A 20,571-nucleotide genomic window follows, 5' to 3' on the forward strand; every position below is an offset into this window, starting at 1 on the left:
TTATCTTAAATTTATTCGCTTATGAAAGTAATATATGTAATGTTGGTATGTTTGTTGGCTTTCGTCTCTTGTGCGAAGACGGAATATGCCGAAAACGGAGTTGATAAAAAGAATGTAACAGGATATGTCGAAGTTGGGTTTTATAGTTTGGACGGAGTTTGCTCTTTTACAGAGCAGGAACAAATCCAGGCTGCAATTAATCCTAAACGGTTGACTTATCGCTTGCAAAATTCGGATCAAAGCAAATATATTCATGTGAAGTTTGCCGGGAAACCTGCGGTTATCGGTCAAAAGATAAAGACTGAATTCTCATTCCAAGGAGTTTCCTTCCTCAAAGAAGAAATGGAGATGGAAGTGGTTCGTATAGATGATGATAAAGTGTGGTTGTCGGCTGACAATGTTGGTGTGGTTGTTCCTGTTTTTTAATCATTAAAAGAATTGAATTATGAAAAGATATATTCCTATTGCCCTGTCGTTAATGGCGTTTTCGTTGATTTCATGTGGAGAAGTCATGGATCTGACACAACCGGAAAAGGCTGAAGTTACCTATTCGGATATAACCTTGTCACTTTATCAAACTGGTAAGTATGAGTTGTATCTGGATGAGCCGGAATATGAATATACCATTATGGTAGAAAAGAGCCATTGCGAAAAGGAAGCGAAAGCGGAATTTGCAGTAGTCGATGCTCACTCATTTGGTGAGGAATACACACTATTGCCTGCGGCTAACTACGACCTTGATGTCAATAGTCTCGATTTCAAGGGCGACGATGTGTTGCACACTGTCGGTTTGCGTTTCCACGATCTTACTACACTGGACAACACCAAGAAATATGTGCTCGGTCTGAAACTGAAGTCCGATAATCTTGCCGTCAACGAAGAGAAGAGTACTATGACCTTCTATCTGCAACAAAAGCAGGGCGGTATCGGTAATCCGTATATCATCACTGCGGCCAAGGATTTGGCCAAGCTCGGTGAATACCTCAAGGATGGACAGATTACCTATGTGCGTCTGGGGGCAGATATCGATCTGCAAGGTATGGACTGGACTCCTGTGGAAGCCACTGCTGCTAAACCTGTGGATTTCGACGGTTGCGGACACGTCATCAACAACTTGAAAATAACATCTTCTTCATCCGGTTATCAGGGTTTCTTTGGTATGTTGACGGGACGGTTTGCGAATGTGACGTTTACGAACGCGCAAGTTACTGCTGATAAGAAGCTTACGGGTATTGTAGCCGGACAGGCGGGTAACGTTTCCGGTGCGGGTATAGTGGAGAATGTTCGAGTGTCGGGGACCATCAATCTGACTTCGGGCAATGCTGCATGGGATGATGGCCAGGCAGGCGGTATCTGCGGACGACTTCACGGAGCAGACAGCAAGATTTATCAATGTGGTTCGGAAACGAAGATTACTGCATTGTGGTCGGCAGGTGGTATTTGCGGTGAAGTGCGTGAGGGAGCATCTATCGAACAGTGTTATCACATAGGTGATATTACTACTCAATCGTGTGTCGGCGGTATTGCCAGCCGGTTGCTTGGAAGCACCATTTCTCATTGTTATTCTCACGGAGTGATGAAGGCAGTTCCTATGGTTACGCCTAATCCGGGCGGTGGTATTGCCGGATGGGTACAACCTATCTCCGGTGCTTCTACTACCTCTGTTATATCCTACTGTTGGAGCGACTGCGATGTATCTGCACAAAATCAGGTGGGAGGTATCATGGGTAACGCCAATAATACAGCAGGGTCCGGCATTACCGTTCATCACTGCGTAGCATGGAACACCTATTTATTCTCTCAAGCTGCACCCAAATCGGGTAAGGTATGTGGACGGTACAGCGAGAATGTGGCTTATTCCTGTTACGCTAATCCTGCTATGGAATGTGTTTTCTCTGGTAATCCCGCACTGCCTGACCAGGCCAGTGTAAACGTAGGTACAATCACTGCGGTAGATCGTTATAACGGATTGACTACCATTGATAACCTGATGGAAGCTATTCGTACTCTCGACTGGGATATCTCTATATGGAATCTTAACGGTGAACAACCTCGTCTGGCATGGGAACTGAATTGATAAAAATGGTATAACAATTAAGATACAGACTGATGAATACATTCAATAAAATCTTATCACGAGTAACACTTGTTCTGGGAGTGACATTTATGTCTGCCTTTCAATTGTATGCTGATGATTGGAAAGAAATTATGTATGCCGATCCCACTATCTTTGTGGAAAACGGAAAGTATTACCTCACCGGCACACGCAATCAGGAACCGCAGGGCTTTGCTATCCTCGAATCGACCGATCTGGAGCATTGGACGGTGCCTGATGGCACTTCTCTACAACTGATTCTGCGGAAAGGAGATCGAACGTATGGTGAAAAAGGCTTCTGGGCACCTCAATACTTTAAGGATAAAAGAACTTATTATTTCACTTATACCGCTAATGAGCAAACAGTAATTGCTTCCTCAAAATCGGTATTCGGACCTTTTCGTCAAAAGGAAGTCAAGCCGATAGACGCTTCCGCTAAAAATATAGACTCATTCCTGTTCAAGGACGATGATGGGAAATACTACCTATATCATGTTCGCTTTAATAAAGGCAATTACCTTTGGGTAGCCGAGTTTGACATAAAGAAGGGAAGTATCAAACCGGAAACATTGAAACAATGTATGGACTGTACGGAGCCTTGGGAAAAGACTCCGAACTACAAGTCCGCACCGGTGATGGAAGGACCGACTGTTATGAAGTGGGACGGGGTATATTACCTTTTCTATTCTGCCAATCATTTTATGAATATCGACTACTCGGTAGGCTATGCCACTGCTTCTTCCCCTTTCGGTCCGTGGAAAAAGCATCCGAACAGTCCGATTATTCATCGCAGCCTCGTAGGAGAAAACGGATCAGGACATGGAGATGTATTTAAAGGACTGGATGGAAAATATTACTATGTTTACCACGTTCATCGTTCGGATTCTACCGTGTCCCCTCGTAAAACACGTATTGTTCCGCTCATCCTGAAGAAAGGAAACGATGGCATATACAACATCACCGTAGATAAAGAGCACGTCATAAAGCCAATGTGGAAATGATTTGTTCAGAAATGTAGTAGAGAAATCTATTTTGCACATTTGTACGGGTTTTGAGGATAATCTTCCTTTTCATTTGAAGATTTTCCCGCTTAATTTGTGTCTTGAGATAAAGAATTTGTTAACAGTTAAAAATAATGTTTATGAAAAGAGACAGACTTTATTTTTCTTTCTTGTGTCTTTGTTGCTTTTTGTTTTGTGCGCTGGACGTGCAGGCACAACAAGACTATTGGAAGGGACAAGTGAAGGATGCAGTATCCGGTGAACCGATGATTGGTGTCAGTGTTCGCGTGAAGGGTACAGGTAGCGGTACGATTACTGATTTTGACGGTAATTTTTCCGTGAAAGCATCGAAAGGAGACATACTTGTCATTTCTTATGTGGGTTATAAAACTCTGGAACTGGATTTAAAGAATAAAACGACTCTAGGAGTAATCTCTTTGGGAGAAGATGCGGAGACACTGGAGGAAGTAGTAGTGGTTGGATACGGTGTGCAGAAAAAAGTATCCAGTGTCGGTTCCATTGCTACTGCAAAAGGAGATGATTTATTAAAGATAGGTAGCGTGAACTCCGTTTCCGAAGCTTTGCAAGGTCAGATGCCGGGTGTGGTTGCCATCAATTCCACCTCAAAGCCGGGAGCCGATAAAGCTTCTTTATTGATCCGTGGTAAGTCCACTTGGGGAGAAGCGGATCCGTTAGTATTGGTGGATGGTATCGAACGTGACTTTAATGATGTCGATGTGAACGAAATCGAATCTATTTCTGTACTGAAAGATGCTTCGGCAACTGCGGTTTACGGTGTGAAAGGTGCGAATGGTGTGATTCTGCTGACAACCAAACGCGGACTTGAACAGAAACCGGAAATCTCATTCACTGCTAACTTTGGTTTTAAACAACCGTCTGCCGCTCCTGAATGGTCTGACTATGTGACCTCTATGAAACAGTATAATAGAGCGCAGGCTAATGATGGTAACTGGGGAGCATTGGTTCCCGAATCTACCATTGCCGCATGGGAAAATGCGTATGCTACCGGAAATTACGGCCCGTATAACGATGTCTTTCCTGAAGTGGACTGGTGGAAAGAACTGGTAAAGAATGTAGGTTATGAACAGGCTTATAATCTTAATGTACGCGGTGGTACGAAGAAAATGAGCTATTTCGTATCTTTGGGTTATTTGCATGACGGAGATATTTTTAATACTACCAAACAAGAGGATTTCGATCCTTCCTTCTCCTACCGTCGTTATAACTGGCGTAGTAATTTCGACTTCAATATCACAAGTACTACTAAATTGTCGTTCAATGTAGCCGGTAAGATGGGTTATCAGAACCAACCGTCTTATTATGAGAATGTAGATTCTCCGGACGAGCGCTTTTTTAAAACGTTTTTCACGGCTCCAAGTAATGAATTTCCGATTAAATATAGCAATGGAATATGGGGAGACGGGTTAAGTTCCGATCAGAATATAGCTTGTTTGATGAACGAAGGAGGTAGTCGTAATATTAAACAGCATCAGGGCTTTTATGATGTAATCCTGAATCAGAAGCTGGACTTTATTACAAAGGGGCTATCATTGAAAGCATCGTTGTCTTATACTACTTCTTCATCATGGACCACCCAGTTGATGCCGGGTAAGATTTTGGGTAAAGATGATTTGGTTGCCCAGCGTACACATATTCGTATGAATCGTGTGTATGATTACGCCAATCCTATTTACAATGCTGATGGAACAATTACTTATAATTATACCGAGAAACGTTATCCGGATGAAAATGCTCCCGGAGATTTACCAGTCGGTGGTGTTTATGACGGCTTCAAGGCTTACGGACGTAAACTTTATTATGAATTAGCTTTGAATTACAGCCGTCAGTTTGGCGATCACGATGTAAGTGCTTTGTTTGTGTTTAACCGTAAGATGAACGAATCGACCAATCAGAATGTGATGAACTTCCCGGCTTACGAAGAAGATTGGGTAGGCCGTGTCACTTACAACTTCAAAGAGCGCTATCTTGCCGAGTTTAACGGTGCTTATACCGGTTCGGAGAAGTTTGCTCCGGGACGTCGTTTTGGTTTCTTCCCGTCCGCTTCTATCGGTTGGCGTATCAGTGAAGAGCCTTGGGTAAAGAAACTGACCAAAGGAGTACTGACTAATTTGAAAGTACGTTATTCGTATGGGGTAGTTGGTAATGATAAAGGTGCTACACGTTTCAATTATATCCAGAAGTTTGAACAACTCTCCGACAATGCACAGTTTGGTAAATATCAGACCAGCAACTGGGGACCTTTATACAAAGAAGGAAAACTGGCCGACCCCGATGCTACCTGGGAAGAATCTGTCAAGCAGAATATCGGTATCGAAATAGGTTTGTGGGGTAAACTGAACTTTACTGTGGACTTGTTCGATGAAAAGCGTAATAACATTCTGATGACGCGTAACACGATCCCGTCATGGGCCGATAGTGGTATTGCTTTCCCGCAGGTGAACCTGGGTAAGACTAAAAATCACGGTCTCGAACTGGATGTCACCTGGAATGACCGCATTGGGAAATTCAATTATTATGCGAAGTTTAATTTTGCGACCAGCGAGAATCGTATTGTCTTTATTGACGATCCGAAGAATCAGAGCGAGTATCTGAAACAAGCCGGAAAATCAATCGGATACGTAACAAAATACTTGGCAACAGGAAACTTCCAGTCGTTGGACGATATTTATAACTCGGCACAGTCTACCATTGCTAATGGTGCACACAACACACTGATTCCGGGAGACTTGTATTATATCGATTATAATGGTGACGGTATGATTGATGCTAAGGATATGGTTCCGATGAAAAATCTGAACTATCCGACCACTACTCTCGGATTTACATTGGGAGGTTCTTACAAAGGAATCGGATTCAATATGTTGTGGTACAGTGCTATGGATGTTTATAAAGAAGCAATACCATCTTACTTATGGGATTTTCCGGAAGGTAATATCAAAGCTCAACCGAACACGTTGAATACATGGACGGCCGATGCTCCGATTCAGAACGGTCCGGTTCGCCCCAGTATCCATGTTCAGAGAAGTTATAATTCGGTGGCCAGTACATACACATACACCAACCATGCTTATCTGCGTCTAAAGAATCTGGAAGTGAATTATGAGATTCCAAAGCGTTGGTTGCAGCCCATGCGTTTGACCAAACTGCAAGTATATGTCAACGGCAGCAATCTGCTGACGTTTTCGAAAGGTGATTCCCGTCGTGACCCCGAACATTCGGGACAAAATGTTTATCCGATGGTGAGACGTTATAACATTGGTTTTAGATTAGGATTATGAGACACTTTAAATTTACTGATATGAGAAGACATAAGTTGAATTGGATATGGATTATTCTGTTGGGGTTGTTTTTCGGAAGTTGCGAGGACTACCTGGACCGATCCCCTGATGACGGACTTTCCGAAGATGATGTTTATAAAGACTATAACAGTCTGCTGGGGTTCATGGACCGCATCTTTCAGAATGGTGATATATTAATCTTCACACATGGTATCAACTCTTATTCGAATACGTATGTAACGGTAGGCAATTTGTCGGATGAATATGCGTCCGTCCGTGATAATGATCCGTCGAAGTTTGTCAATGCAGGTAACTGGCTGGAGAATGCCAGTACACGTTTCGAAATAGGAAGTAAAAGTGATGGAGCGAATTTTAAAAGTGCTATTTCTCGTGCCTATACCGGACTTCGCATTGTGAACCGTGTAATTAGCGGTGTCGATCAAGTGAAATCAATCACAGACGACCAAAGGAGAAAACTGTTGGGACAGGCTCATTTCCTACGTGCCTATTTCTATTTTGAGATTATCAAACGATATGGCGGAATGCCCATCTTTGACCAGCTTTGGGGAGCATCGGACGACTTTGACTTTCCACGTAAAACTTATCAGGAGTCCAATGCTTGGATGCAGACAGACTTGGATAAAGCCATTGAATATTTACCTATAAGCTGGCCTGACGAGGAACATGGACGGCCTGACAGAGTAGGCGCCATGGCATTAAAAGCGATGACACAGCTTTATGCTGCCAGCCCTTTGATGCAGAACGACTTGAATTCTATCGAGAACAAAGGATATGGAAAAGATATGGCTGCCGAGGCTGCACGTAGTGCGCAAAAGGCTATCAACGCTATCGAAAGCCACGAATATTACCGACTGATGAATCATGATGAATATCGTAGTATTCAGCTAATGCCTAATTCCAATCAGTATGCACAGCCGGAATATTTATGGTTCCTGCGTTGGCATCATGGTAACTGGTCTGCTTTCGTCAGAGCGCAATGGCTGACACAACCATACGATAATAAAACCGGTGCTGAAGGTACTCCTTATAATGCTCCGACACAAAATGCGGTAGATATGTACGAACGCAAGGGAGCCGACGGTAAATACTATCCGATCACTGATCCGCGTTCCGGTTATGATGCGGTAAAGACTACCAATCCTTACTCGGATAGAGACCCTCGTTTCACTAATAATATCCTCGTTCCCGGTGAGCAATGGGGAAAGAATTTACAGGGTGTTCCCTATTATCTGACTACTTATTCGGGCGGTTACTCCGAGAACTTCATTTCTACCAATCAGTTTACGAGAGGTTCTCAACAAACTGGATATATGTGTAAGAAGTTCATTTGGCCGGAAGCAAGTGTGCCTTTGTTTGGCGAAGCCGGTTTTCAGTTGTATCGTCTGGTGGCTGTGTACATTCGCGTTTCACAAGTTTATCTGGATATGGCAGAGGCTTCATACGAAGCGACAGGTGATCCGGATGCAGTCGTTACGGGCTGTACGATGTCGGCCCGTCAGGCTTTGAATAAAATCCGTGTAAGAGCCGGAATCGGTGAACTGCCGGATGGAGTTGACTTTAGAGAAGCTTATCGCCGGGAACGTGGTGTGGAATTGATGTTCGAAGGACACCGCTGGTATGATATCCGCCGTTGGATGATCGCTGAAGACCTGTTTAAGGGTGAATATCCGATCATGGGTGTCAAAGCAACCCCGATCAATCATCCTTATACGGCCGACCAGTTGAAAGTGGAAACAGCCTGCACTTATAAGCTGACCGACTTTACTTACGAGTATGTTCCGGTGAGGACAGCCGTGCGGACGTTTAACAAGCGTAATTATTGGTATCCGTTGCCGATGGATGAAGTGGCGGCTTTGGATAATCTTCAACAGAACCCTGGATGGTGATACCTAAAATAAAGAAAAGTATATGAGAAACAAGATTAGATATATAAGACTGATAGGGCTCATATTTGTCCTTATCGTTGGCTCTAGCCTGACTTTCGCACAAAATAAATCAAAGAGAAAGTCGGCGAAGAAGCCTTTGGTGGAAGTAGTTTCTATTGTTACCGACGAGAAAGGTAGCCCGTTGAAGAATGTTTCTATCATTTGTGGAGAAGGTGCAGTCGTTCTGTATACAGATGCAAAGGGACGTTTTCAAACGAAGGTCGAGAGTGACGCAACCGTCATGGTGGAGGCTTTGGGATATGAAGATAAAGTGTATAAGCTGACAGGCAGCAATATCGTTCCTGAAAAGATTGTCCTGAAGAAAGAGCCTCTGTTCCTGACCGAAGAATCACTGGTGAACAGAGCCGATGGTGGCAAGACGTATAAAGGGAATGAAGTAGGTGCAACGAGCGTACTGGAGAACGGACAGTTCGGAACCTTCCCTGATTTGACGCTGACTAATATGTTACAAGGTAAAATGTTAGGTTTGCAAGTCCGCTCCACGGTCAGCGGATTGGGAAACAATACTCCTGATTTGTATATCCGTGGCCAGCATGGCATGTCGGAGAATACAGCCATCGTTATCATCGATGGTGTGGAACGTCCGGCAGCGGATTTGATTCCCGAAGAAATCGAACGCATCGAGTTGCTGAAAGATGCCACTGCCAAGATTCTTTACGGAGCACGTGCTGCGAATGGGGTACTTTGGGTGACTACCCGCAGAGGAAAGGCCAACCGCCGCATTTATAACGCAACAGCCGAAGTGGGTGTGGTACAGATGACGCGTACTCCTGATTTCCTGAATTCTTATCAGTATGCTAATCTGTATAATGAAGCGCGTGCAAACGACGGACTGACTCCTTACTATAATCAGAAACAACTGGAAGGATATAAAAACTCTAAAGGAGCCAATGACCTATTGTATCCGAACGTCGATCTGTACGATCAGTTGTTGAACAAAAATGCCAATTATCGGAAAGTATCATTCGATATGACGGGAGGTACCGACAGAGTGCGTTATGCCTTGATTGCCGGATATGTAGGAGGTAGTGGATTTGAAGACGTTACCTATACTCCGCAATTGCATCGCCTGACTCTTCGCGGAAACCTCGATTTCAATGTAACGGATTTCCTGACTATATCCGCAGACGTTGCCGGACGTATGGAAATGCGTAAATGGGGGCAATTGGATTGTGGTCAGGTATTTACGACCCTGTCTACGCATCGTCCGAATGAATACCCGCTGACTATGTCAGCAGAAGAAACCGGACTGGCCAGCTCTGACGGAATTCCCTTGTTCGGCGCAAGTCTGCTGCGCCCAATGAATGCCTATGCGGAAACTATGTACGGAGGATATACAGATGAGCGTTATACACGCAGCCAGACTAATATCGGTTTGAATTTCGATCTTGATATGCTGACAAAAGGGTTGAAAGCCGGTGCTTTCCTTTCTTTCGACAACTATGATTACCTGCAACTCTCTTTGAGCAAAGTTTATCCGACGTATGCCATCAAGACATACCGTGATTTTGCCGGTGAGGAACAAATCATGTACACCCAGATGAAGAAGACAGATGTAGCCACTTCACAGAGCCGGAAGTCGACTACCTTACAACAGACATTGGGTTGGAATGCCTTTGCCGCTTATGAGAATACATTCAACCAAAAGCATGATGTATCGGCACGGCTGACTTACATGTACTCGAAAACAACGAATCAGGGAGTGACCCAGGACATCATCAATGCAAACTACGCGTTGCGTCTGAACTATATGTATGACCATCGCTATGCTGTGGAAGCCGATATGGCATTGATGGGAAGCAACCGTTTCAAACCGGGAAACAAATACTTCTTCTCGGCAGCAGGTGGCCTTGCCTGGATTCTTAGCAATGAAGATTTCCTGAAAGACAATGAATACGTGAACTTCCTGAAACTGAAAACCAGTGCCGGTATCCTGGGATATGACAGAAGCACGGAACATTTATTGTATGAACGTGCTTGGTCGCAAGACGGCAGCTTCCGGTTCGGAACAACGAACAACGGTGCTACGGCTTACTATTCCACTTTTGTCCGTGCGGGCAATCCGAACCTGAAATGGGAAAAGGCAGCAGAATGGAACATCGGTGTGGAAGGCCTGTTCCTGAACAACCGCTTATATACCGAAATGAACTATTTCCGTGAGAAACATACGGACATCATCGGTTCTGTCGATGCCTCTTACGGGGATTATACAGGCAACTTTACTTACCAAGATAACATGGGCTCCGTCTTGAATCACGGTATAGAAGGAATGTTCACTTGGAGCGACCGTATCAACGATTGGTCTTATTCGGTAGGAGCCAATTTCGTATGGTCAAAGAATAAAGTATTGAAATGGAACCAGGTGAAACATGGTGAAGAATACCGCTATACAGTGGGGCGTTCTACCGATGCTATGATGGGACTGGTTGCCGAAGGATTATTTGGCAAAGATGTAGCCATCAACGGACATGCAGCCCAGACGTTTGCCGATTATCAGGAAGGCGACATCGCCTACAAAGACCTGAACGGCGATAAGATCATTGACGGTCGTGACGTAAAGGAACTCGGAAACTCATTCCCGCGTACCACATTGGGCATCGACTTCAATGTAAGCTACAAAGGCTGGGGATTGTATCTTCAGGGATATTCCGAACTGGGCGTTCACACCTGGGCAACGAATGCTTATTACTGGAACAATGGAGAAGGTAAATACTCCAAACTGGCATTAGACCGTTATCATCCGGTAAACAATCCGACCGGAAGTTATCCGCGCCTGACAACAACTGCCGGTGAGAACAATTTCCGCAATTCTTCTTTCTGGTTGGAGAATACAAGCTTCTTCCGTATGAAGAATGTTGAATTGAGCTACACGTTCAATCAGTTCTCCCCAAGTTCGGTAGTGAAGAAGATTAAGGTTTTCGCTCGTGGTGCAAACTTGTTTGTACTTTCTTCCGTGAAAGATTTGGATCCTGAATTGCTGAATGCCGGTGTTACAAACTACCCGGTGACACGTACTTTTACAGGCGGAGTCTCTTTTGTATTTTAATTTTGAACAATTAATAGATGGCAATATGAAACATATATTAGGAAGTTGCGTTTTAGCAGGGCTGTTTCTCTTTTGTGCTTGTGACGACACATTGGATACAAAGGTGACATGGCAGATCGGAGACTCTGATACCTGGAGAGTTCCGGAACTTGCTCAAGGCGTACTATATAAAGCTTATAATGGCATAGCCAACCGTCCGGATTGTTTTGAAGATAACTTTCTGGATTGTGCTACTGATAATGCAGTGACTAATCTACGCAGCTCTTCTGTCTATAAATTAAATATGGGTGGGATGACAGCGTTTAACAACCCGATAGGAAACTGGAGCAATGCGTACAACATGCTGAACTATGTAAACTCCTTCCTCGAAAACGGGCTGACCGACCAAGTGCAGTACAACCGCACCGACCCGGAAGTGGACAAGCAAATCAAACTGCGTCTGGAAGGTGAATCGTATTTCCTGCGTGCATGGTGGCATTTTGAGCTATTGAAGATGTACGGCGGAAAAGCGAAAAATGGAAAAGCATTGGGTATTCCGTTGGCAGATCATTTTATTTCGCAGGATGAGGCCGCGCAGAATGGTGAATTTCTCCGTCCCACTTATCAGGCAACAGTCGATTTTATCGTCAACGATTTGAATAATGCCATCGAGTTATTGCCGAACGTGTATCAGGGAGATGACCTGGAGTTTGGTAATACACAAATCGGCCGTGCCACGAAAGCGGCGGCAGCTGTTCTGAAAAGTCGTGTGCTTTTATATAGCGCAAGCCCTGCCATGCAGGATGACGACGTGACGAAGATCACCGGCATGGGACAATTCGAAATACTGAACCCTACGGTTTACCAGGCAAAATGGGAAGCGGTAGCCAAAGAGATCAATAAGATTCTGGGCATGGAAGGTTTCGGAACTTATATTCCTGTTACGGCTTCCTCCATTGCCGATGTTCAGACGGAAAGTTCCGATTATGCTTTCCGCAGATATTTTAATAATAACCTGTTGGAAGGTTTCCATTTCCCGCCGTTCTACTACGGAAGTGCCCGTGCTACTCCTTCTCATAATCTGGTAAAGGCTTTTTATGCGAAGAATGGTTATCCGGCAACCGATGTCCGTTCCGGTGTCGATCTGTCTGATCCTGATTTCGATCTGACGCAGCTTTATGCCGTACTGGATAATCGCTTTGCACTGAATGTTTACTATCATAGTGCTACATTTGGCGATTCCGGCCAGCCACTGGATATGTCCGAGGGTGGAAAAGATTCTCCTTCGTTTAGTGAGAATGCTACACGTACGGGTTATTATCTGGCTAAATTCGTTTCCAAGAAATCGGCTATGCTGAATCCGATTCAGACGTTAAGCTCGGTTCATTATAATCCTTTGTTACGGAAATCGGAAGTTCTTCTTAACTTTGCCGAAGCTGCCAATGAGGCTTGGGGCAACCCGACGGTGAAAGTCGAAGGATGCCTGTATTCTGCATACGAAATATTGAAAACAATCCGTTCGCAAGCCGGAGGTATCAACTTTGATCTTTATCTGGATGAAATGGCTCAAAGTAAAGACTCGTTCAGAAAGCTGATTCAGAACGAACGTCGTTTGGAATTTACTTTCGAGAATCATCGTTATTTTGATATGCGTCGCTGGATATTACCGTTGAACGAAGAGGTGGAGGGTGTTGCCGTTACCCGCAATGAAGATGGTACATTCAGCTTCAAAGTACAGAAAGTGGAACAACGGAAATATGAAGTGAAAAACTATTTCATGCCGTTACCGTATGCAGAGTCGGAAAAGAATAAGAACCTAATTAATAATCAGGGTTGGGAATAATGTGCTGTTGATATAAATACTTATTTACAATGAAAAGACTAAATATATTATGGATAGGGCTGATAAGCATTCTGATGACTGCTTGTTATGACGATTATGAAAAGGACTACGATAAGAGTTTTGTGTACTTTGCTTCGCAAAAACCTTTGCGGACATTGGTAGCCGACACAGATATGTCGATAAAGGTGGGAGTGGCTATTGGCGGTAAAAGAGAGGTGCATACCGATGATTGGGCTACGTTCGAGATCGATCCATCTTTACTGGATGGTACGGGGTTGACACTGATGCCGGAAAACTATTATCAGTTGGCTAATCCGAACAAGATGACAATTAGCAATCCGAATCTGGCAATAGCAGATGTGAAAGTGACTTTCTCCGATGCTTTCTATAACGACAATGCTGCTTTAGACAAGCACTATGCAATTCCTTTCCGGTTGGTCGATCATAATCAGGATGAAGTAAGTACTGATGTGAATGGCAATTTGAGGGATTACAGTATTGTAGTTGTCAAATTTGTCAGCCAATATCATGGTACCTACTTTGTGAAAGGAAAAGTTACCAATTTGTCCACCCAGCAGGTTACTGAATACAGTAACAAGGATTTGAGTCAGAATATGACCCGTGACTTTGTTTCGTTAGGTAGAAACAAAGTACGCAGACCGGGTTTTGGAAACACATTGGAAAACAATGAATCAGTGAATCTGACAGTCAATCCGGATGGAAGTGTCAATATTGAGGCTGGAGGAAGTGTCGCTATCACAGATGCGTCCGCCATATTAGATCCTGCAGCCGAATCATTGGAATTTGTAGGGAAACAGCCTAAGTTTACACTTTCTTATAAGTACACGAAAGGTGGCGTCACTTATCAGGTTGACGAGGAACTGGTTCGTCGTCAAAATCCGGAAGCTGATTTACGCTTCCAGGAGTGGTAGAATAGGTATTAGTCAATTATAGGTGTCTATTGGTCGCCGGTAATTAGCTGCATCAGCGAATGTTGCAGGTTAATTACCGGCGATATCTTTTCTATCATAGTAACTTCTATTTCAACTGTTTGAGAAACTCTGTCGGAGTGATATTAAATTCTTTCTTGAAACACTTTGTAAAGTAGTTCGGATCTGATATACCGACGGCAAATGATGCTTCGGAGACATTCATACCATTTAGTAAATGAGTTTTAGCCTCTTTCATTTTGATGGTCCGAATGAATTGAGTGATGGAGCATCCGGTGAGTGATTTCAGTTTCATGTGCAACAGGCTACGGCTGATACGGAGATGGGCTGTGATTTCAGTTACTCCGAAGTCTTCCTTGGTGAGGTTAGCCATAATCAGTTCCACTAGTTCCTTCATGAACACTTCATCCCGTGGGTTATTGGTTATTTGCTTGATGTTCAGTTCTTCCGCCTGTTTGAAGTGTTCAATACTCTGTTTCCGGCTCTTTTGGATATTCTGTACCAGCAGTTCCAGATTTTTGGCGTTGAAAGGCTTGGTGATATACGCATCGGCTCCACGCAGATAACCTTCCGTATGGTCGTTTTCATCTGTTTTTGCAGTCAGGAGGATAACGGGGATATGGCTGGTCGTTACGTCCTGTTTGACACGTTCCGTAAATTCCAATCCGTCCATCACCGGCATCATTAAATCCGATATAATGAGGTTAGGCAGCTGTTTGGCTATCTTCTTGCAGGCTTCCGCACCGTTATACGCCCGTATAATATCATATTTCTCACTGAATATGCTGGCAAGATAATCATTCATTTCTTTGTTGTCCTCCACAATCATAATAGATTCCCGGGCAGGATCTTTTTCTTTGTTGGTCAGCTTTTCAGGAATGAGTTCGATGGTTTCTTTGATTCGCTGGTTATATTTTTGTATTTCTTCGGTCGTGATGTTCTCGGACGAGCGTTCATCAGGACCATAGGCATCCTCGGATACATTCAGGGTAACGATAAAGTCCGAACCTTTGTTGATTTCGCTTTCTACCCGGATTTCCCCTTTGTGCATGTGTATGAGCGAACGCGTAAGCGATAATCCCAGTCCGAATCCCTCGCGATGGTCGCGCTTCTCAACCTGGTAATAACTTTCAAATATTTGTTCTTGAGCTTCTTTAGGAATCCCCCTGCCATTGTCTTTGACGGAGATTTGCACAAATGTTTCTTTCTCTTCTTTTATTAGTTTGGCACTCAACTTGACGTATCCGCCGGGCTGGGTATATTTAAATGCGTTTGAGAGCAAGTTATAAAGAATCCGTTCCAGCTTGGAAGGTGAGAACCAGACTTCCTCTTCGGTGTCTTCCAGATTGACGATAAAGTCAATTTCCCGTTCTCCGGCTACGATGTCGAAGATGTGCGACAGTTCTTCCAGAAAGTGCATGATGTCCCCTTTACGGACGCTGATACGCATCTGTTTCATTTCTATTTTACTGAATGTCAATAGTTCGTTAATCAGATAATTCATCCGGTTGGCGTTTCGGTAGATGACTTCCAGTTTCTCTTTATCGTTGTTGCTGATTTGTGGCTGCTGGATCAATCGTTGCAGAGGCGATAGAATCAGAGTCAGCGGTGTTTTCAGGTCATGGGAGATGTAAGTGAAGAAATTGATCTTCTGTTGATTCATATTCTCTATGTTGACGCGCTGTTCATGCTCCGTTTTCAGTCGCATGAGCAGGATGATACGCGTTTTGGTATATCTGTATGCGGCGTATATGATTAATAGGAAGAGTAATGCATAAACTAAATATGCTCCCGGCGAGAGCCACCAGGGAGGAAGGACTCTGATAGCAAGGTCCTTTTGGCCCGTTTCGTCCCAGTGGATACCATCTTTGCTGGCTTTGATCTTTAAGATATATCTTCCTGAAGGCAGATTGGAGAAGCGTACCTGATGCTGGTTGCCTACGAACTGCCAGTCCTTGTCGATACCTTCCATTTTCATCGCATATTGAGTGTTGTCGGTATATTGATAATTCAGTCCGGAGTATTCGAGACGCAGGGATTGGGCTTGTTCGTGCGTCAGGGTAATCTCTGTCAGTTCGGAGATGGAGGAAGGGAGGGACGCTTTCTCATTGTTGGGCGACATATATTCGCTGTTGCTCCAAATGGCAGTCAGTGCAATGTTGAAACGGGGGTTGACGGAGCGTACCTGTTCCGGATAGAAAGAGATCATACCGTTGATGGTTCCGAAATACAGTTCTCCGTCAGGCTTCTTGCAGGCGGAGGAGTAGTTAAACTGGTTGATGGGCAATCCGTCTGCCGTGGTATATCGGTCTATACTTTCCGTTTGGGGATTGATGCAGCAGAGTCCGTTTCCGGTACCTACCCAGATGTTGGCCATTTCATCTTCTATGATACCCTTGATGGCGCTGGAACCCAGTTGTTCTTTGTTGTAAGAAGCGATGATGTTGCCGTTGCGGTCCGATACATAAAGCCCGTTGTTGTCTGTCCCTATCCATATCCGTTGATGTGAATCCGGGTAAATATAGGTTACATAGAAATCGGTATGCGGCAGGATAGGGAGTGAAGTTACTTTCAGTGTACGGGTGTTTATCTGGAACATGCTGCCCTTCCGTGTTCCTGCCCAGAGGATGCTGTCGTTGAATTGTACCAGGTTGAAAATACGGAGAGGTGAAATCTTTTCCGGGCGGGAGTTCGCTTTTTTCTTGTCGATCAGGAATAAGCCTGAAGGGCCTCCGTACCAGATATGATCGTTTTTGTCTTCGATGATACAGAAGCCGGAAGAAACCTCATCCGACAGTAGATTATAGTCCACCGTGCGGTTTAGATGCGGTATATAGTGAAGAGCTCCTTTCAGGAACAGTCCGAGCCACAGGCTGTTATCTTTGTCGAGCCATAAAGAATGTATGTTCTTGGCGTAGATTTGCATTTGCTTGTGAAGTCGTTCGGCACGGGTGATTTCTTTCTTATTGTTCAGGTAGTTCAGTCCGCCATCCTCGGTGGCGATGTACAGACCATTGTCCGGAGCATTGATAATCTGGCGGACAGCCTTTCCGCTCAAATGATTAAAACTGGCTCCGTATGGATATATCTGAAACTGGTCGGAACCGAATATATAATAGTTGACTCCTCCGAAATAGGTTCCCACCCACATATTATGAGCCTTGTCCTGATAAAGGCTGTAAATGGGAGAATCGTTCAGTGCACTTAAATCCCGTTCCGATTGCTCGTAATGTGCAATCAGCTGATAGAGTTTGTTGAAGACAAAGATGCCATACTCCGTGCCTATCCATATATTCCCTGTATGGTCGGTTGCCGCACACCGGAAGTCTTTCACCTCAAGGTCTTTCGAGAGGTTACACAGGGTGTTGCTTTGTATGTGATAGACGAAAAAGTCGTTGTTAGTATTAAATAAAAGCTGGTTGGACGAGATCAGGACAGCATTGTTACATTGCTGTGTAAAAGGCTGGATGAGAGTCGGGAGGGAAACGAACTGTTTCTTCTCCAGACTGTATCGCATCAGTCCTTTGTTGGTGTCTATCCATAAGGTTTTGTCTCCGTCTTCCGCAAAGTATCTCACATGAGGTTTTTCTTCATCGAGCAGAAAAGGAACGAACAGACTGTCTTGCTCATTGTAACGGTAGAGTCCGTTGCTACAAGCTGCCAGAAGCATTCCATCGCTGGTGTTCAGGAAACAAACATCATCTTTAGTGTTTCCTTTAATCCGGTAACGGGTGAAATCTTCTGTCTCGTAGTCATAGCTGCAGATTCCCTGATCGGTAGAGATCCATAGAACATTGCGGAGCGAATCGTTATACAGGCGGGTGATGAAGTCGTGGCAGAGTGAAGTGCTGTCGGTCTCATTATGTGCGAACAGGTTGATATTATAACCGTCGAACCGGCACAATCCGTTGCGTGTACCGAACCAGATGAACCCGTGATTGTCTTGGGTGATTGCATTGATCGTATTATGCGGGAGTCCTTCAGCTATACTTAGCTGTTTGAAGCGTATGTTATTATATTGAATCTGTCCCGTCGACAAGCTTGTATTTAAGAGCACGAGACTAAATAAGAGGATGAATTTAAGTAAGGTGGTTCTCATGGCTTTTCTGATTGATTTTCACGACCTAAAGATACGTCTTTTTTTGTATTGAACAGTCGTAGAATTGTTCAAACGGACAGCACTTATGTTCAGTTTGTTGTCCGGTAACTGATTTTTATACATGATTGCAGGTATTAAGCATTATTTTTCTGTTTTTCTTGGATAGAAAAGACCACATTTGCAATGTGAAACTCTAAAAACAAATGCTATGAATCATCCGACATTAAAATCCCTTACGTTTGGTATCGGTCTGTTTTTCACATTACCTCTGGTATATGGAAATAGTTCCTCTCCGTTTTCCTCTGATGGAACGTTGTATATCAATAAATCGAAAACCCACAAAGTGGCTCCCGTAAAGTACGGTTTCCATTATGAGGAAATAGGGATGATGGGTGAGGGTGCTCTGCACGCCGAACTGATACGTAACCGTTCGTTTGAAGAAGCTACACCGCCTGCCGGATTATCTGTGAAGAACGGCCTTTATGAAAATGTTCCGGCTCCCCGTGTTAAAGAGAAAAAAGTGTTTCAGGCCGATCCGTTGATTGGATGGATGTCTTATCCGTTATCATATACTCCTGTATTTATCAGTCGCACGGATGAAAATCCAATGAGCGAAGAAAATAAGTATTCGATGCTGGTTAATGTCACGGAAGACATTGCTAACCACCCGGATGCCCTGATTCTCAACCGTGGATATTATGGGATGAATCTGAACACCGACGTGTCCTACCGCCTTTCCCTGTTCCTGAAAAACAGGAACTATTCCGCTCCGTTACGGATCTTTCTGGTCGATGAACTGGGGCGTAAAGTAAGCAACGTTGTCGAAGTAAATGTAGGGAATCGGGAGTGGACAAAATATACCGGTGAATTGAAGCCGGAAAAGAACGTCCAGCGTGGAATGCTTGCTATACAACCGATGTCGAAAGGACAATTTCAGATAGATGTCGTTTCCCTGTTCCCGTCCGATACCTGGAACGACGGAAAATCCGTATTCCGTAAAGACATTGTTCAGAATCTGAAAGAGTTTTCTCCAAGCTTTATTCGTTTTCCGGGTGGATGCATCGTGCACGGAGTCAATGAAGAAACGATGTATCACTGGAAAAAGACGCTCGGACCGATTGAAAATCGTCCGGGACAGTGGAGCAAATGGGCGCCTTATTACCGTACCGATGGAATTGGTTATCATGAGTTTTATGAATTGTGTGAATATGTGGGAGCCGATGCGATGTATGTCATGCCTACGGGTATGATTTGCAGCGGTTGGGTGAAGCAAAGTCCACAGTGGAATTTCAGACACATTGATGTCGATTTGGACGCTTATATCCAGGATGCGTTGGATGCCATCGAGTATGCCATTGGTGATACAACTACGAAATGGGGAGCCGAACGTGCAAAGAACGGTCATCCTGCTCCTTTCCCACTAAAATATATCGAGATTGGAAATGAAGATTTCGGACCTGTGTATTGGGAACGTTATGAAAAAATTTATCAGGCATTGTCCGCCAAATATCCTGACTTGGTTTATATAGCCAATAGTGTCATCCGCGTAGTCGGAAGGGAGAATGACGACAAACGGAAAGATATTCCCAATTTTATCAACCCGAAGAATGTAAAAGTGTTCGACGAACATTATTATAACTCAATCGAATGGGCTTGCGAACAGCATTATCGTTTTGATAACTACAAACGGGGTGTTGCCGATCTATTTATCGGCGAGTTGGGTATTAGTGGAAAATATCCTTATAACCTGCTGGCTACCGGAGCCATCCGTATGTCAATAGAACGCAACGGCGATCTGAATCCTTTGTTTGCTGAACGTCCGGTGATGAGGCATTGGGACTTTCTGGAACACCGTATCTTCCTGCCGATGTTGATTAATGGAGTGGACAGTAGCGTAAAGACTTCCTTCTTCTATCTGGCGAAGATGTTCAGGGATAACACGTTTGACGTATGCTTGGATGCAGCGATCAAGGATATGGAAGGTTTGCAGAACATTTTTGTTACCATGGGATATGATACGGCTGGCAAACAATATATCCTGAAACTGATAAACCTGCAGGATAAAAAAGTCACTCTACAACCGGAAGTTTCCGGTTTCAAACGCCCCGTCAAAGCTCATAAGACAAGCTTGGTATTAGTTCCGGGAAAAGAAAACACACCGTTTGCTCCGAATGAAGTCCAACCGGTAGAGACTGAAGTCGGATTGGACTTGAACCAGCCGCTTGAACTGGAGGCCGCTTCCATGGTTGTATATCGTTTTAAATGAGATAT

10 protein-coding genes are annotated in these 20,571 nt (G+C 44.2%); 9 read left to right on the top strand and 1 reads right to left on the bottom strand.

What is annotated here, in order from left to right; genetic code table 11:
* Positions 1-21 precede the first annotated feature (21 nt).
* From I2I04_RS03930 to I2I04_RS03965, 8 genes are all read left to right on the top strand, one after another.
* Positions 22-426, top strand: a complete 405-nt coding sequence (locus tag I2I04_RS03930; protein WP_195654363.1) for a hypothetical protein — start codon at positions 22-24, stop codon at positions 424-426.
* Between the two features lie 19 nt (positions 427-445).
* Entirely contained in the window at positions 446-2,077 is a 1,632-nt protein-coding gene (locus I2I04_RS03935) for a DUF1735 domain-containing protein (RefSeq protein WP_195654364.1), read from the top strand.
* A 32-nt stretch (positions 2,078-2,109) separates the two neighbouring features.
* A complete protein-coding gene (locus I2I04_RS03940) occupies positions 2,110-3,096 on the top strand; it encodes a glycoside hydrolase family 43 protein (protein ID WP_195470413.1) in 987 nt (328 codons plus the stop codon).
* Positions 3,097-3,236: 140 nt separating this feature from the next.
* Positions 3,237-6,416, top strand: a complete 3,180-nt coding sequence (locus I2I04_RS03945) for a SusC/RagA family TonB-linked outer membrane protein (protein ID WP_195470412.1) — start codon at positions 3,237-3,239, stop codon at positions 6,414-6,416.
* Positions 6,417-6,436: 20 nt separating this feature from the next.
* The gene (locus tag I2I04_RS03950) at positions 6,437-8,323 is read left to right on the top strand and encodes a RagB/SusD family nutrient uptake outer membrane protein (protein WP_195654365.1); all 1,887 of its coding nucleotides are present in this window, start codon (positions 6,437-6,439) and stop codon (positions 8,321-8,323) included.
* Positions 8,324-8,345: 22 nt separating this feature from the next.
* Positions 8,346-11,429: a SusC/RagA family TonB-linked outer membrane protein gene (locus I2I04_RS03955; protein ID WP_195654366.1), complete on the top strand. Its 3,084-nt coding sequence runs from the start codon at positions 8,346-8,348 to the stop codon at positions 11,427-11,429.
* Between the two features lie 25 nt (positions 11,430-11,454).
* On the top strand, positions 11,455-13,251 hold the full coding sequence (locus I2I04_RS03960; RefSeq protein ID WP_195654367.1) for a RagB/SusD family nutrient uptake outer membrane protein: 1,797 nt from the start codon (positions 11,455-11,457) through the stop codon (positions 13,249-13,251).
* Positions 13,252-13,280: 29 nt separating this feature from the next.
* Positions 13,281-14,183: a BT_3987 domain-containing protein gene (locus I2I04_RS03965; protein ID WP_195654368.1), complete on the top strand. Its 903-nt coding sequence runs from the start codon at positions 13,281-13,283 to the stop codon at positions 14,181-14,183.
* Positions 14,184-14,289: 106 nt separating this feature from the next.
* Here I2I04_RS03965 and I2I04_RS03970 read toward each other — a convergent pair whose 3' ends face one another.
* Positions 14,290-18,300, bottom strand: a complete 4,011-nt coding sequence (locus tag I2I04_RS03970) for a two-component regulator propeller domain-containing protein (protein WP_195654369.1) — start codon at positions 18,298-18,300, stop codon at positions 14,290-14,292.
* Positions 18,301-18,508: 208 nt separating this feature from the next.
* On the opposite strand from I2I04_RS03970, the gene I2I04_RS03975 reads away from it, so the two are divergent.
* Positions 18,509-20,566: an alpha-L-arabinofuranosidase C-terminal domain-containing protein gene (locus I2I04_RS03975; RefSeq protein ID WP_195654370.1), complete on the top strand. Its 2,058-nt coding sequence runs from the start codon at positions 18,509-18,511 to the stop codon at positions 20,564-20,566.
* Positions 20,567-20,571 lie beyond the last annotated feature (5 nt).

Origin of the sequence: Bacteroides sp. 1001136B_160425_E2, assembly GCF_015559655.1 — a bacterium.
Classification (GTDB): domain Bacteria; phylum Bacteroidota; class Bacteroidia; order Bacteroidales; family Bacteroidaceae; genus Bacteroides; species Bacteroides luhongzhouii.